At 71.2% G+C, this 12,245-nt stretch carries 12 protein-coding genes; 5 read left to right on the forward strand and 7 right to left on the reverse strand.

The features are described from left to right. Nucleotides 1-11: 11 nt before the first annotated feature. The 5 genes from grpE to IFY26_RS16635 all read right to left on the reverse strand — a co-directional run bounded on the left by grpE (nt 12) and on the right by IFY26_RS16635 (nt 6,507). Nucleotides 12-524 (reverse strand): nucleotide exchange factor GrpE, encoded by a 513-nt coding sequence (gene grpE, locus IFY26_RS16615; RefSeq protein ID WP_416046589.1) that lies wholly within the window; start codon nt 522-524, stop codon nt 12-14. Between the two features lie 225 nt (nt 525-749). Further along, nucleotides 750-2,618: a molecular chaperone DnaK gene (gene dnaK / locus IFY26_RS16620; RefSeq protein WP_232550124.1), complete on the reverse strand. Its 1,869-nt coding sequence runs from the start codon at nt 2,616-2,618 to the stop codon at nt 750-752. A gap of 132 nt (nt 2,619-2,750) precedes the next feature. Further along, complete coding sequence (locus IFY26_RS16625; protein ID WP_232550125.1) at nt 2,751-3,815, reverse strand: ABC transporter ATP-binding protein; 1,065 nt, start codon at nt 3,813-3,815, stop codon at nt 2,751-2,753. Between the two features lies 1 nt (nt 3,816). Next, entirely contained in the window at nt 3,817-5,469 is a 1,653-nt protein-coding gene (locus tag IFY26_RS16630; protein WP_232550126.1) for an ABC transporter permease, read from the reverse strand. A 9-nt stretch (nt 5,470-5,478) separates the two neighbouring features. Further along, the gene (locus IFY26_RS16635; protein ID WP_232550127.1) at nt 5,479-6,507 is read right to left on the reverse strand and encodes an extracellular solute-binding protein; all 1,029 of its coding nucleotides are present in this window, start codon (nt 6,505-6,507) and stop codon (nt 5,479-5,481) included. Nucleotides 6,508-6,689: 182 nt separating this feature from the next. Here IFY26_RS16635 and IFY26_RS16640 point away from each other — a divergent pair, with 182 nt between their 5' ends. Next, nucleotides 6,690-7,067 carry a SpoIIAA family protein gene (locus IFY26_RS16640; RefSeq protein ID WP_232550128.1) on the forward strand — a complete coding sequence of 126 codons (378 nt, stop codon included), beginning with the start codon at nt 6,690-6,692 and terminating at the stop codon, nt 7,065-7,067. After that, a complete protein-coding gene (locus IFY26_RS16645; protein WP_232550129.1) occupies nt 7,052-8,473 on the forward strand; it encodes a dihydrolipoyl dehydrogenase family protein in 1,422 nt (473 codons plus the stop codon). Before IFY26_RS16640 ends, IFY26_RS16645 begins: the two co-directional genes overlap by 16 nt. Nucleotides 8,474-8,498: 25 nt before the next feature. On the opposite strand, the gene IFY26_RS16650 is transcribed toward IFY26_RS16645, so the two are convergent. Next, nucleotides 8,499-9,062 (reverse strand): DinB family protein, encoded by a 564-nt coding sequence (locus IFY26_RS16650; RefSeq protein WP_232550130.1) that lies wholly within the window; start codon nt 9,060-9,062, stop codon nt 8,499-8,501. A 73-nt stretch (nt 9,063-9,135) separates the two neighbouring features. On the opposite strand from IFY26_RS16650, the gene IFY26_RS16655 reads away from it, so the two are divergent. Together IFY26_RS16655 and IFY26_RS16660 are read left to right on the forward strand one after the other, a co-directional pair. Beyond that, nucleotides 9,136-9,363 (forward strand): DUF2191 domain-containing protein, encoded by a 228-nt coding sequence (locus IFY26_RS16655; RefSeq protein ID WP_232550131.1) that lies wholly within the window; start codon nt 9,136-9,138, stop codon nt 9,361-9,363. Further along, nucleotides 9,356-9,802 carry a TA system VapC family ribonuclease toxin gene (locus IFY26_RS16660; RefSeq protein ID WP_232550132.1) on the forward strand — a complete coding sequence of 149 codons (447 nt, stop codon included), beginning with the start codon at nt 9,356-9,358 and terminating at the stop codon, nt 9,800-9,802. The genes IFY26_RS16655 and IFY26_RS16660 overlap by 8 nt, the downstream gene beginning before the upstream one ends. Before the next feature lie 15 nt (nt 9,803-9,817). On the opposite strand, the gene IFY26_RS16665 is transcribed toward IFY26_RS16660, so the two are convergent. Then, nucleotides 9,818-11,233 (reverse strand): alpha,alpha-trehalose-phosphate synthase (UDP-forming), encoded by a 1,416-nt coding sequence (locus IFY26_RS16665; RefSeq protein ID WP_232550133.1) that lies wholly within the window; start codon nt 11,231-11,233, stop codon nt 9,818-9,820. Nucleotides 11,234-11,294: 61 nt separating this feature from the next. Here IFY26_RS16665 and otsB point away from each other — a divergent pair, with 61 nt between their 5' ends. Then, nucleotides 11,295-12,119, forward strand: a complete 825-nt coding sequence (otsB, locus tag IFY26_RS16670; RefSeq protein WP_232550134.1) for a trehalose-phosphatase — start codon at nt 11,295-11,297, stop codon at nt 12,117-12,119. Nucleotides 12,120-12,245 lie beyond the last annotated feature (126 nt).

Here is a 12,245-nt window from a genome sequence, read left to right on the forward strand (position 1 = left end):
CTCTCGTTGGGTCAGGACGGGTCGGCCACGCCGACGCGGGCCGGGCGGATCACACGGTCGTTCAGCCTGGCGCCCTTCTGCATGACCGCCGACACCACGGTGACGTCGGTCTCCTCGGGGTAGGGCACGTGCATGAGCGCCTCGTGCAGGTTCGGGTCGAACGGCTCGCCGACCTCGCCGAACGTGGTCAGGCCGTACTTGTTGGTGACCTTCTCCAGCTCGTCGACGATCATCTTGAACCCGCCCCCGACCTCGTCGTGCTGCTTGGCCGCGGCGATGCCGTCCAACACGGGCAGCAGATCGGTGACGACCGCCTCAATGCCGCGCTGCTTGGCCACGTCACGGTCGCGGTCGACGCGTCGCTTGTAGTTGACATACTCGGCGTGCAGGCGCTGGAGGTCCGCGGTGCGCTCGGACGCCACCCGCTCCCAGTCGCTGGCACCCTCGGCCGGTGCGTCGGACGCCGCGGCGCGCTCCTGAGCACTGCCCTCGGTGGGGGCATCGGCGGACGCCTCGGCGTCCAGCGCCGACGCGTCGTCGGGCACCTCGTAGGACGGGGTCTCCGCTCCGTCGCCGACGGCCTCGCCGTCGGGCACCAGGTCGGGGTTCTCGTCGTGGTTGTCGCTCACGTCTCTCCTCATCGTCGCAGCCGTCGTCGCGCAGGGCTGCTGCCAGCGTAGGCCAGCGAGTGTGCCGGGGCCGGAGCCCCGACACACTCACCGGCGGGTGTCACACGGCCGGTGGCCGCGTCACTTGTTGTCGGTGTCCTCGTCGACGATCTCGGCGTCCACCACGTCGTCGTCGCCGGACGCCGGGGCGTCCTGGCCGTCCTCGGTGGTGTAGGCCTGGTCGTCGCCGGACGCCTGCTGGGACGCCTGGGCGGCCGCGTACATGGCCTGGCCCATCGCCGACGCCTTCTCGTTCAGGTCGGTCATCGCGGCCTTCACGTCGTCGTCGTTGTCGGTGCCCTTCAGCGCCTCCTGCAGCTTCTCGAGCGACTCCTGCACCGGGGCCTTGATGTCGTCGGTCAGCGTCTCCTCGTTGTCCTTCAGGAGCTTCTCGGTGCGGAACGCCAGGGCGTCCGCCTCGTTGCGCATCTCGACGGCCTCGCGGCGCTGACGGTCCTCGTCCGCGTGCGCCTCAGCGTCCTTCATCATGCGGTCGATGTCGTCCTTGCCGAGGGCCGAGCCGCCGGTGACGGTCATGGACTGCGCCTTGCCGGTCGCCATGTCCTTCGCGTTCACGTGGACGATGCCGTTGGCGTCGATGTCGAAGCCGACCTCGATCTGCGGCACGCCGCGCGGGGCGGGCATCAGGCCGGTCAGCTCGAAGTTGCCGAGCGACTTGTTGTCGCGGGCGAAGTCACGCTCGCCCTGGTAGACCTGGATCATCACGGAGGGCTGGTTGTCCTCCGCCGTGGTGAAGATCTCGGACCGCTTGGTCGGGATCGTCGTGTTGCGCTCGATGATCTTGGTCATGACGCCGCCCTTGGTCTCGATGCCGAGGCTCAGGGGGGTGACATCGAGCAGGAGCACGTCCTTGACCTCACCCTTCAGGACGCCTGCCTGCAGGCTCGCGCCCAGGGCCACGACCTCGTCGGGGTTCACGCCCTTGTTGGGCTCCTTGCCGCCGGTCAGCTCCTTCACCAGGTCGGCGACGGCCGGCATGCGGGTCGAGCCGCCGACGAGCAGCACGTGGTCGATCTTGTCGACGCTTGTGTTGGCGTCCTTGATGACGTTGTTGAACGGCGCGCGGCAGCGGTCGAGCAGATCCTGCGTCAGGCGCTGGAACTCGGCGCGCGTCAGCTTGAGGTCGAGGTGCAGCGGGCCCTCGGCGCCGGCCGTGATGTACGGCAGGTTGATGGAGGTCTCCTGCGCGGAGCTCAGCTCAATCTTGGCGCGCTCGGCGGCCTCCTGGAGGCGCTGGCGGGCCATCTTGTCCTTGGACAGGTCGACGCCGTTGGCGTTCTTGAACTGCGTGACCATCCAGTCGACGACCCGCTGGTCCCAGTCGTCGCCACCGAGGCGGTTGTCGCCCTTGGTGGCCTTGACCTCGAAGACGCCGTCGGCGATGTCGAGCAGCGACACGTCGAACGTGCCACCACCGAGGTCGAACACGAGCACGGTCTGTTCGATGTCACCCTTGTCGAGGCCGTAGGCCAGGGCGGCGGCGGTGGGCTCGTTGATGATGCGATCGACCTTCAGGCCCGCGATCTCGCCGGCCTCCTTGGTGGCCTGACGCTCGGCGTCGCCGAAGTACGCCGGCACGGTGATGACCGCGTTGGTGACAGACTCACCGAGGTAGGCCTCGGCGTCCCGCTTGAGCTTCATGAGCACGCGCGCGCTGATCTCCTGCGGCGTGTACTTCTTGCCGTCGATGTCGACGGACCAGTTGGTGCCCATGTGGCGCTTGACCGAACGGATCGTGCGGTCGACGTTGGTGACGGCCTGCCGCTTGGCGACCTCACCGACGAGGACCTCGCCGTTCTTGCTGAACGCGACGACGGACGGCGTCGTGCGGGCGCCCTCGGCGTTCGGGATGACGGTGGGCTCGCCGCCCTCGAGAACGGCGACGACAGAGTTGGTGGTGCCGAGGTCGATACCGACTGCACGGGCCATGGTGTGTTACCTCCGGTGTTCGTGGGAACTTCGTGGTTGAGCCTAGCAGACTCACCTGCGAAGTTGAGTTCACCAGACTCAACCTCGGGGCGGGTCAGGGTATTCCCGCCCCGGGCACTCCCGCAGCGTGGGTCACCCGGCGGTGCCGGCGACGTCCGGGTAGAACAGGGCTCGGCGCACCTCCGGGCGTACCCGGGCACCGACGACCGGACGCCCGTCGCTCTCGGCGCGCAGCCGAAGGCCGTGCCAGTCCACGATCACGTCGGAGGCGGTGCGTCCGTACAGGGAGCTGACGACCTCGGCCCTGCCCTCCTCCCCGCCGGGGGCGCCTTCGTGCAGCACGACGTCCCCGGGCAGCACGGCCAGGGTGCCGCTCCCCCGGCCTGGCCCCACCACGACGTCCCGCGCGAGGCGCAGCGGGTGCTCGTCGGCGACGAACCCGCTGTCGGTCAGCTCACCGGGCAGCAGCGTCGCGTCGGAGAGGAAGCCCGCGACGAACGGAGTGGCGGGTTCGTGCAGGAGCCGCTCGGGCGTGTCGACCTGGACGATCGCGCCGGCGTCCAGCACCGCGATGCGGTCGGCCAGGGCGAGCGCCTCGTCCCGGTCGTGGGTGACGTGGATCACCGTGAGGCCCAATTGCCGCGTGAGCGAGCGCAGCTCCACCCGCAGCTGGTCGCGCAGCGGTTCGTCGAGGGCGGAGAGCGCCTCGTCGAGCAGGAGCACCCGGGGCGTCGGCGCGAGGGCGCGGGCGAGCGCGACCCGTTGCCGTTGCCCGCCCGACAGCGTCGCCGGGTTGCGGTCGGCGTAGCCGTCGAGCCCCACCAGGGCCAGCACCTCGGTCACCCGCTCGCCGATCTCGGCGCGCGGACGGCGGGCCCGCCGGAGCGGGTAGGCGACGTTGGCGCCGACGCTCATGTGGGGCCAGATGGCGTGCTGCTGGAAGACCATGCCGAGCCGGCGCCCCTCGGGCGGGACTCCCGCGCCCGGCGAGGCGACGGGCTCGCCCCCGATGGCCACGGTGCCCCGGCTGGGCGCCAGGAACCCCGCGACGGTGCGCAGCAGCGTCGTCTTGCCCGACCCCGACGGGCCGACGAGGGCGACGAACTCGCCGTCGGCCACCTCGAGATCCACCCCCGTCAGGGCCGTGTGGCCGTCCGGGTAGGTGAGCCCCACTTCCGCGAGCGTGACGCCTGCCATGTCAGTTCCTCTCCCTCCCGGCCAGCAGGGCGATGCCCAGCAGCCCGACGATGGTGACCAGCAGCGAGAGCGCCGAGCTGGCGTTGTAGTTGCCCGCCTGCTGCAGGTCGAAGATGGCGACGCCCAGCGTCTGGGTGCCCGGGCTGCGCAGCAGGGCCGAGATCGTGAGCTCGCGCACGGCCGTGAGGAACACCATCGCACCGCCCGTGACGGCCGCGGGGATGGCCAGCCGCAACGCGATGTCGAACAGGGCCCGGGTCTGCGTCGCGCCCGAGGCCCGGGCCGCCTCCTCGAGCGTGACGGGGATGCCGCGCAGCGGCGCGGACACGGCCTGGACGACCAGGGCGAGGAACGCCATGACGTAGGCGACCAGGATCAGCCAGGGGGTGTTGAACAGCCCCAGCGTCGGGGCGACGATCAGCCAGCCGACCGCGATCACGGTGCCCGGGATCGCCTGGGGCAGGATGGCCAGGCCGTTGAGCAGGGCGTTGCCCCGTGCCCGCGTGCGCGTCGTGACGAGCCCCACCAGCAGGCCCAGGACGGCACAGATGGCCGCGGCGAGCCCGGCCAGCATCAGCGAGTTGCGCACCCCCACCTGCGTCGAGCGCAGCCCCAGGGCGCGGCCGAAGTTGTCCAACGTGAGGTGCTCCCAGGCCAGCGGCACCCCAGGGGCGGGCAGAACGGCCTGGGTGGCGAGCGCCACGATGGGCAGCACGGTGATCGCCAGGGCTGCGAGCCACGTGAGGGCCGACAGCGGAAGCCTAGCGCCCGCCAGATCCAGCCGGTGGCGCACCACGGCGGTGGAGTCCAGCTCCGTGTGCTGGCGGTTGACGCGGGCGTCCAGCAGCGCGGCCACGACGGCCATGGCCAGCAGGGCGACGCCGATGGTGGAGACCACGCTGAGCGGCGCGGCCACGGTGCCGGACTGGATGGAGCGGTAGATGAGGGTGGCGAGCGTGTAGTAGCGCTCGGGCAGGCCGATGATGGCCGGGATGCCGAAGTCGGCGAGGTTCGAGACGAACGTCAGGGTGAAGGACGCCACGAGGGCCGGGCGCAGCAGCGGGATCGTCACGTCACGCAGCGCCCCGACGCCGCTGGCGCCGGCGATCCTGGCCGCCTGCTCAAGATCGGACGGGATCCGCCGCAGAGCCGCACCGATGATCAGGTACGCCAGCGGGTAGGAGTGGACGGTGAGGAGGAAGATGATGCCGTCGGCGCCGTAGATGTTCCACAGCGGCGCCCCGAACCCATCGCTCCAGACGCGGTTGACCCCCATGGTCGGGCCGAAGACCCCCAGCCAGGCGATGGCGCCCACGAACGGGGGGATGAACATCGGGGAGAGGGCGAACAGGCGCAGCGCCGCGCGGCCGCGTAGGTCGGTGTGGTCCAGCACGATCGCGAGGTACGTGCCGACCGCGACGGCGCCGATCGCGGAGGCCAGCGACGTGACCACCGAGTTGCGGGCCGCAACGACGACGTCCTCGCTGCCGAGCAGGGCGAACTGGTCACCCTGGACCGCCAGGGCAACCATGGCCGCCAGCGGCGTCAGGACCACCCCTGCCGTCACCAACCACACGATCACGCGCACCCCGGTGAAGGAGTCGGCCCGCCACCCCCGTCGCGGGGCGGGCCGCACCGTCACGGCCGAACTCATGGGCGCGTCCTACTGGAACAGGCGGTTGAAGAGCTCGACGGCCTCCGTCCGCCGCTGCTGCACCTCGGCCAGGTCGAACTCCATCAGTTCCAGGTCGGCCATCGCCGGCGCGCCCTCGGGCGAGTCGACGTCGGTGCGGACCGGCAGGTAGTTCTGCTCGACGGCCAGCTGCTGCCCCTCCGAGGAGACCAGCCAGTCGGCGAAGGCCATGGCCGCGGCCTCGGCGTCCGTGTTCGCGAACACGCCCACCGGCTGGTAGACGTACGGGACGCCCTCGCTCGGGTAGGAGACGGCGATGGGGGAACCCGCGTCTGCGAGGTCGCGCACGAGATAGTCGACGACGATGCCCACCGGCTGCGCCCCCGACGCCACGGCCTGCGACACCGGCCCGTTGGAGTCGGCGATGACGGGCTGGTTCGCCGCCAGAGCCGTGAGCCAGGGCTCGCCCAGGTCGTCGTTGAGCAGCCACACGGCGGCGTTGAACGCGGCGGCACCGGAGACGTCCGGGTTCGGCATGACGATCTGGTCGCGGTACTGCGGGTCGGTGAGATCCTGCCACGACGCGGGTGCGGTGGTGATGGCCGTGGTGTTGTGGGCGATGACCGTCGGGATCACCCGGGTGCCGACGTAGAAACCCTCGGGGTCGACGACCTCCTCCAACAGCCCAGCGGTGTCGACATCCAGTTCCATGAGGAGGTCCTGGTCCTTGTAGTTCTCGAACGTGGGGGCGTCGGCGGCCAGCAGCACGTCGGCCTGCACCTCGCCCGTGGCCAGCTCCGACTCGATGCGCGCCGTGAGGTCGCCGGTTCCGGCCCGGAAGACGTCCACCGTCACGTCGGGATGGGTCTCGTTGAACGCGGCGATGAGTTCCTCGACCTTCGCCTGGGGCTCCGAGGTGTACAGGGTGATCGTGCCGGAGACGGCGTCCCCCGCCCCGTCGGTTGCCGCCGGGGACGCGGCGGGGGCGTCCCCACCCGCACAGGCGGACAGGCCGACCAGGGCCAGCCCGGCGAGGGAAACTGCGAACCTGCGCGACATGGAAGTCCTTTCGACACGGTGGGCGAGCCGCCCGGAGCGGATGCGTCTTGTTGACCGTAGGCACCCTGTGTGAACAGAAGATAACGCATCCCCGACGCCGACTAGGCTCCAGGGACCACCCCGGGCCGGGCGCCCCTGCCCCCAGACGGTCGGCCCCGGTGACCACCCGTGAGGAGAAGAGCATGGCTGAGCACGACCAGTTCCGGATCAGCACCGTCGAGGGCACCAACATCATCGATGTCGCCTACGCCGGCGGTCTGACCCGCGAGGACGAGGAGCAGCTCCACACCGTCCTCGACGCCCTCATCGCCGAGCACGGCTCGGTGCGCGTCCTGGCGCGCATCGGTCACATCGCGTGGTCGCGCATCGAGCCGGCCGCGGCCTGGCTGGACGCCAAGGGAGCCAAGTTCCTGCCCGACGTCGAGAAGGCCGCGCTGGTCAGCGAACCCGGGGCGCTCCAGGCACTGACGGGCCTCTCGGCCCAGGCGGCACCGGGCATCGCGTGGCGCTCCTTCGGCCCCGACGACGAAGAAGCCGCGCTCGCGTGGCTCCGTTCGTGAACCCGGCCATGACCGACACCTATGACGTCATCGTCATCGGCGGCGGGTCCGCCGGTGAGAACGCCGCCCAGTACGCCGTCGAGAAGACCGGCCTCACGTGCGCGCTCATCGAGGCCGAGCGGGTGGGCGGCGAGTGCTCCTTCTGGGCCTGCATGCCGAGCAAGGCGCTGCTGCGCCCGCTCGACGTGGCCGGCGCGGCCAACCACCTGGACGGCATCTCGTCGGTCACGGTGCAGCGTGACGCCCTCCTCGCGCGACGCGACACCTGGCGCAGCGATCTCGACGACTCCGGCCAGGTCGAGTGGGCCGAATCCCTCGGCATCGAGGTCGTCCGCGGCCGCGGTCGCTTGGCGGGCCAGCTTCGCGTCGACGTGGAGTCCGACGCCGGCGTCCGCCACCTGCGCGCGCGGCACGCGGTGGTGCTCGCCACCGGCAGCGAGCCGGTGATCCCGGACGACTGGGCAGCCGTCGACCCCTGGACGTCTCGGGACGCCACCGGCGTCACCGAGGTGCCGGGCAGCATCGCGATCATCGGCGGCGGCGTCGTGGCGTGCGAGGCTGCGACGTGGCTGAACGCCCTGGGCGCCGACGTCACGCTGCTCGTCCGCGGCGACCGGCTGCTCCAGCGCTTCGAGGAGTGTGCGTCGGACGCCGTCGCAGCCAGCCTCACCGAGGCCGGCGTCCGCCTCCGCTTCGGGGTGACCGCGTCGGAGCCCGAGCGCGACGCGCCGGACGCCGACCGCGCGGTGGGGCGTCCGCACGGTGGCCCGGTGAGCGTCACGATCGAGGGCGAGCGGGTGTCGTTCGACGAGGTGCTGGTGGCCACCGGACGCCGCCCCGCCGCCGGCGACCTGGGCCTGGCCGGCGTGGGCCTGGATCCCGACGACCTGGACGGCCGCACCCGGCTCGCCGACGGGCTGTACGCCGTGGGGGACGTGACCGGCGGCCCGCCGCTCACGCACTGGGGCAAGTACCAGGCGCGCCGCGTGGGCGAGGCGATCGCGGCGCGGGCGTCCGGCAAAGATCCGGGGCCGGTCGAGCCCGACGACGCCGTTCCGGTGCCGCAGGTCGTGTTCACCGACCCGCAGGTGGCCCAGGTGGGTGCGACCGCGGCGGAGGCTGCGGACGCGGGCCGGGAGGTGCGCGTCGTCGATGAGGAGATGAGCGCCGCGGCCGGCTTCGGCCTGCTGCGCGACGACGCGTCCGGCCACGCCCGGTTGGTGATCGAGGGCGACCGGATCATCGGGGCCACGTTCGTCGGCGCCGAGGTCGGGGAGCTGCTGCACGCCGCGACGATCGCGATCGTGGGCCGGGTGCCGCTGGCGACGCTGCGCGATGCCGTGCCCGCCTACCCCACCGCGAGCGAGATCTGGCTGCGCCTGGTCGAATCCGCCGTGCGGAGCTGATGCTGCGCCCCTCCCCCCGGGAGACTCACGCCGAATGGGCGTACAGGTCACGGAGCAGGGCGATCTCGGCGCCGTGGTGGATCAGCTCGCGGTTGATGTGGAGCACCAGCGTGATCCGGGGGGACTCGGCGTACTGGGGCGGCTCGGCGTCGCCGACCGGAACGGCCAGGTCGGCGTCGGACCAGGAGGCGATGCCGTCGCGCCAGCGGGCGTAGAGGTCGTCGAGCCGGGCGAGGGCGTCCGCGGCGGTCGAGGGGTAGTCGTAGCTGTCGTAGTCGCAGGGCTCACCGCCGAAGTGCCCGGCCAGCCGGGCGCCGAGCACGCCGACGAGGAGGTGGTTGAGCCGCCAGGCGATGGTCGTGACCGGGGCCGGATCCGGCTCGGGCCACGCCCAGTCGATGGTCCAGTCACCCGCGCCGGGCTGCATCTCCATCGTTGACTCCGCCTTGGGGCGCACGTTCCAGGCGCCGGCGACCGGCTCCCAGAGATACTCGTCGTCCGTCAGCCCGTCCAGCCGCGAACGCAGCTGACCGCGCCAGTGCCAGTCGATTTGCTCGACGAGTTCGTGGGTGAGATCGATCGAGGCCATGGCCCACCCTCGCACAGCAGCGCAGCGATGGGTATCCTGATGCGGTGATGATGTGATGCTATGCTGCGACGCCATGAGAACGACCTTGGAACTGTCCGACGACGTGATGGCCGTCGCGCGGGCCCTCGCCGCGGCGAAGGGGGTCTCCTTGGGCACGGCAGTCAGCGACCTCGCGCGCCAAGGCATCCAGCAGCGAACGGCCCCGACCGCAGACGTCTCGTACAGTCCGTTCCCCATCCTCATCGGCCCTCCTGGCCACGTGGTCACCGACGACCTCGTTGCCGAGCACCGGGATGACTAGAGCCACCCCCAGCTACCTGCTCGATGCCAATGTCCTCGTGGCCCTCTGCCTGAGCAACCACGTGCATCACCGCGATGCCCACGCCTTCCTGACCGGGGTGGAGGGCTGGGCCACGACGCCGCTCACCGAGGTCGCTCTCTACCGCCTCCTGCTCAATCCAGCGGTCGCAGGGAGACCCACGGCCGTGAGGGAGGTGGATGACGCCGTCCGGGGGTTCCGGAAGGACCCTCGATGGTCGTTCGTCCCGGACGCCTCCAGCCTCGCGTTCGCCGGCGTGGACGCCAGTGTGCTCGTAGGACACCGGCAGGCACCCGACCTCCATCTGCTCAACCTGGCGCGCAGCAACGACCTGATCCTTGCCACCTTCGACCGCGCGATGTCGGGCTGGCTGGTACCTGCCGACCGCCACCTCGTCCACCCCATCCCCGTGACGGTTTGAGTCAGAGGCGAAGGATCAGATCGCGTCGAGGTCGGCCAGGAACGTCTCGGCCCAGTGGTCGATGTCGTGCGTCGCGACCTGCTTGCGCAGGGCCCGCATGCGGCGCCGGGTCTCCTGCTTGCCCGCACGGCCGGCGGCCAGGATCGCCTCCTTCATGCCGTCGATGTCGTACGGGTTCACCTGCCAGGCCTGCTTGAGCTCGCGCGCCGCGCCGGCGAACTCGCTCAGCACCAGAGCGCCGTCGTTGTCGCTGCGGCAGGCCACGTACTCCTTGGCCACCAGGTTCATCCCGTCGCGCAGCGGCGTCACCACCATCACGTCCGCCGCCCGGTAGAGCGCCGCCATCTCATCGCGCGGGAAGCTCTGGTGCAGGTAGTGGATCGGGGGGCGTCCGAGCTGGCCGGAGTCGCCGTTGATGCGGCCCACGAGCAACTCGATGTCGTCGCGCAACCGCTTGTACTCCTCGACGCGCTCGCGCGAGGGCGTCGCCACCTGGACGAACACGACCTTCTCCGGGTCCAGCTCCCCGGAGGTGAACAGCTCGCCGAAGGCCCGCACCCGCTGGCGCAACCCCTTGGTGTAGTCGAGCCGATCGACACCGAGGAAGACGGTCTCGGCGGCCAGGTCCTCACGGATCTGCGCAGCCCGCTCCACCACCTCCGGGGAGTTCGCCAGGTCCTCGAACGCCTGCGTCGCGATCGAGATCGGGTAGGCGGCGGCCCGGCCCCGGCTGCCGTCCGGCCGGACGAACTCCTGCCGGTGGGTGTCCCAGCCGAGCCGGCGGCGGAGCAGGTTCAGGAAGTTGGTCGCGGCACCGGGCACCTGGAAGCCGACGAGATCGGCACCCGCCAGCCCCTCGAGCACGGCGCGGCGCCACGGAAGCTGCTGGAACAACTCCGAGGGGGGGAACGGAATGTGGAGGAAGAAGCCGATCCGCAGGTCGGGACGCATCTCGCGCAGCATCGAGGGCACCAACTGCAACTGGTAGTCCTGCACCCAGACCGTGCCGTTGTCGTCCGCTGCGGACGCGGCCGCCTCCGCGAAGCGGCGGTTGACGGCCACGTAGGCGTCCCACCACTCGCGATGGAACTCGGGGAACGCGACCGAGTCGTGGTACAGCGGCCAGAAGGTCGCGTTCGACATGCCCTCGTAGTACTCCTCCACCTCGCCGGCGGACAGGGCCACGGGGATCATGTCGATGCCGTCGTGGTGGAAGGGCTCCAGCTCCTCATCGGGTGCGCCATGCCAGCCGACCCACGCGCCGTCCTTGGCCTGCATGATCGGTACCAACGCCGTGACGAGCCCGCCCGGTGAAGTCTGCCAACCTGCCGAGCCGTCCGCGGCGGTGGTGCGTTCGACGGCCAGACGGTTGGCCACGACCACGAGGGCCGCCCGGGGGGTGTCGGTTCCGGCTTCGTTGCTCGTTGTCATCAGTGAACCTCCTGACGTCCAACCTAGCCCGTCCGGCCTCCGGCGTGACAGGGTGGAGAACATGCACATCACCTCCGACGCCGGCCGCGCCGCCTGGTCCGCCATCGTCGCCGACCCCGCCTCGACCCTCGTGTGCAGCGACTTCGACGGCGTCCTGTCCCCCATCGTCCCCAACCCCGACGAGGCCTGGGCATCCGAGGCCACCCTCGGTGCCCTCGAACGGCTCGGGGGGCGCGTGGCCAAGGTCGCCGTCGTCACCGGACGCCCCGCGCGGCAGGCCGTCCGCCTCGGCCGCCTGGACGCCCGCGACGGCCTCGGGTCGGCGTCCGTGCTGGGGTTGTACGGATTCGAGCGTTGGGACGCCGGGACGGGCGCCTTCGACGAGCCCGAGGCGCCGGCTGGGGTTGCGGAGGCGGCCGCCGAACTGCCGGCGCTCTTGGCCGGGCTGGATCTGTCGGGCGCTCGCATCGAGTACAAGCGGCTCAGCGTCGGCGTCCACACCCGCGAGTTGCCCGACCCGGCGGGCGCGTTCGAGCGCCTCACCGCGCCGTTGGCGGAGCTGGCCGGACGCCACGGCCTGCAGACCGAGCCCGGCCGCCTCGTGATGGAGTTGCGCGCCCGGGGCCTCGACAAGGGCTACGCGATCCACCGCCTCGTCGACGAGGTGGAGCCCACCACGATCATGTACGCCGGCGACGATCTCGGCGACCTGCCCGCGTTCCGCGCCGTCCGCGATCTGCGCGACTCCGGCCGCGTCAAGGCCCTGCTGATCTGCTCCGGTTCCGATGAGCAGGACGCCCTCGTGGCGGTGTCCGACGTGGTCGTCGACGGCCCGGACGGCGTCGCCGCGTTGTGGAACGCCCTGGCAGACGAACTGGCCGGCTGATCGGAACACGCGACCGACGCCTCGGCCCGCTCGGACGGTCGCCGTCACGGGTGCCCAGCAGAACGCTGGCCCTCGAGCGGCCAACGCGCCCTAGGAGCCTGCTGAACAAGGCGTCTATCTGACGGC

Origin of the sequence: Propioniciclava soli (genome assembly GCF_014858005.1) — a bacterium.
Taxonomy (GTDB): domain Bacteria; phylum Actinomycetota; class Actinomycetes; order Propionibacteriales; family Propionibacteriaceae; genus Propioniciclava; species Propioniciclava soli.

Excerpts from the sequence above, each read along its gene's own strand:
- dnaK (WP_232550124.1), bottom strand. The coding sequence starts at position 2,618 with ATGGCCCGTGCAGTCGGTATCGACCTCGGCACCACCAACTCTGTCGTC.
- IFY26_RS16625 (WP_232550125.1), bottom strand. The coding sequence starts at position 3,815 with ATGGCAGGCGTCACGCTCGCGGAAGTGGGGCTCACCTACCCGGACGGC.
- IFY26_RS16630 (WP_232550126.1), bottom strand. The coding sequence starts at position 5,469 with ATGAGTTCGGCCGTGACGGTGCGGCCCGCCCCGCGACGGGGGTGGCGG.
- IFY26_RS16635 (WP_232550127.1), bottom strand. The coding sequence starts at position 6,507 with ATGTCGCGCAGGTTCGCAGTTTCCCTCGCCGGGCTGGCCCTGGTCGGC.
- IFY26_RS16640 (WP_232550128.1), top strand. The coding sequence starts at position 6,690 with ATGGCTGAGCACGACCAGTTCCGGATCAGCACCGTCGAGGGCACCAAC.
- IFY26_RS16650 (WP_232550130.1), bottom strand. The coding sequence starts at position 9,062 with ATGGCCTCGATCGATCTCACCCACGAACTCGTCGAGCAAATCGACTGG.
- IFY26_RS16655 (WP_232550131.1), top strand. The coding sequence starts at position 9,136 with ATGAGAACGACCTTGGAACTGTCCGACGACGTGATGGCCGTCGCGCGG.
- IFY26_RS16660 (WP_232550132.1), top strand. The coding sequence starts at position 9,356 with ATGACTAGAGCCACCCCCAGCTACCTGCTCGATGCCAATGTCCTCGTG.
- IFY26_RS16665 (WP_232550133.1), bottom strand. The coding sequence starts at position 11,233 with ATGACAACGAGCAACGAAGCCGGAACCGACACCCCCCGGGCGGCCCTC.
- otsB (WP_232550134.1), top strand. The coding sequence starts at position 11,295 with ATGCACATCACCTCCGACGCCGGCCGCGCCGCCTGGTCCGCCATCGTC.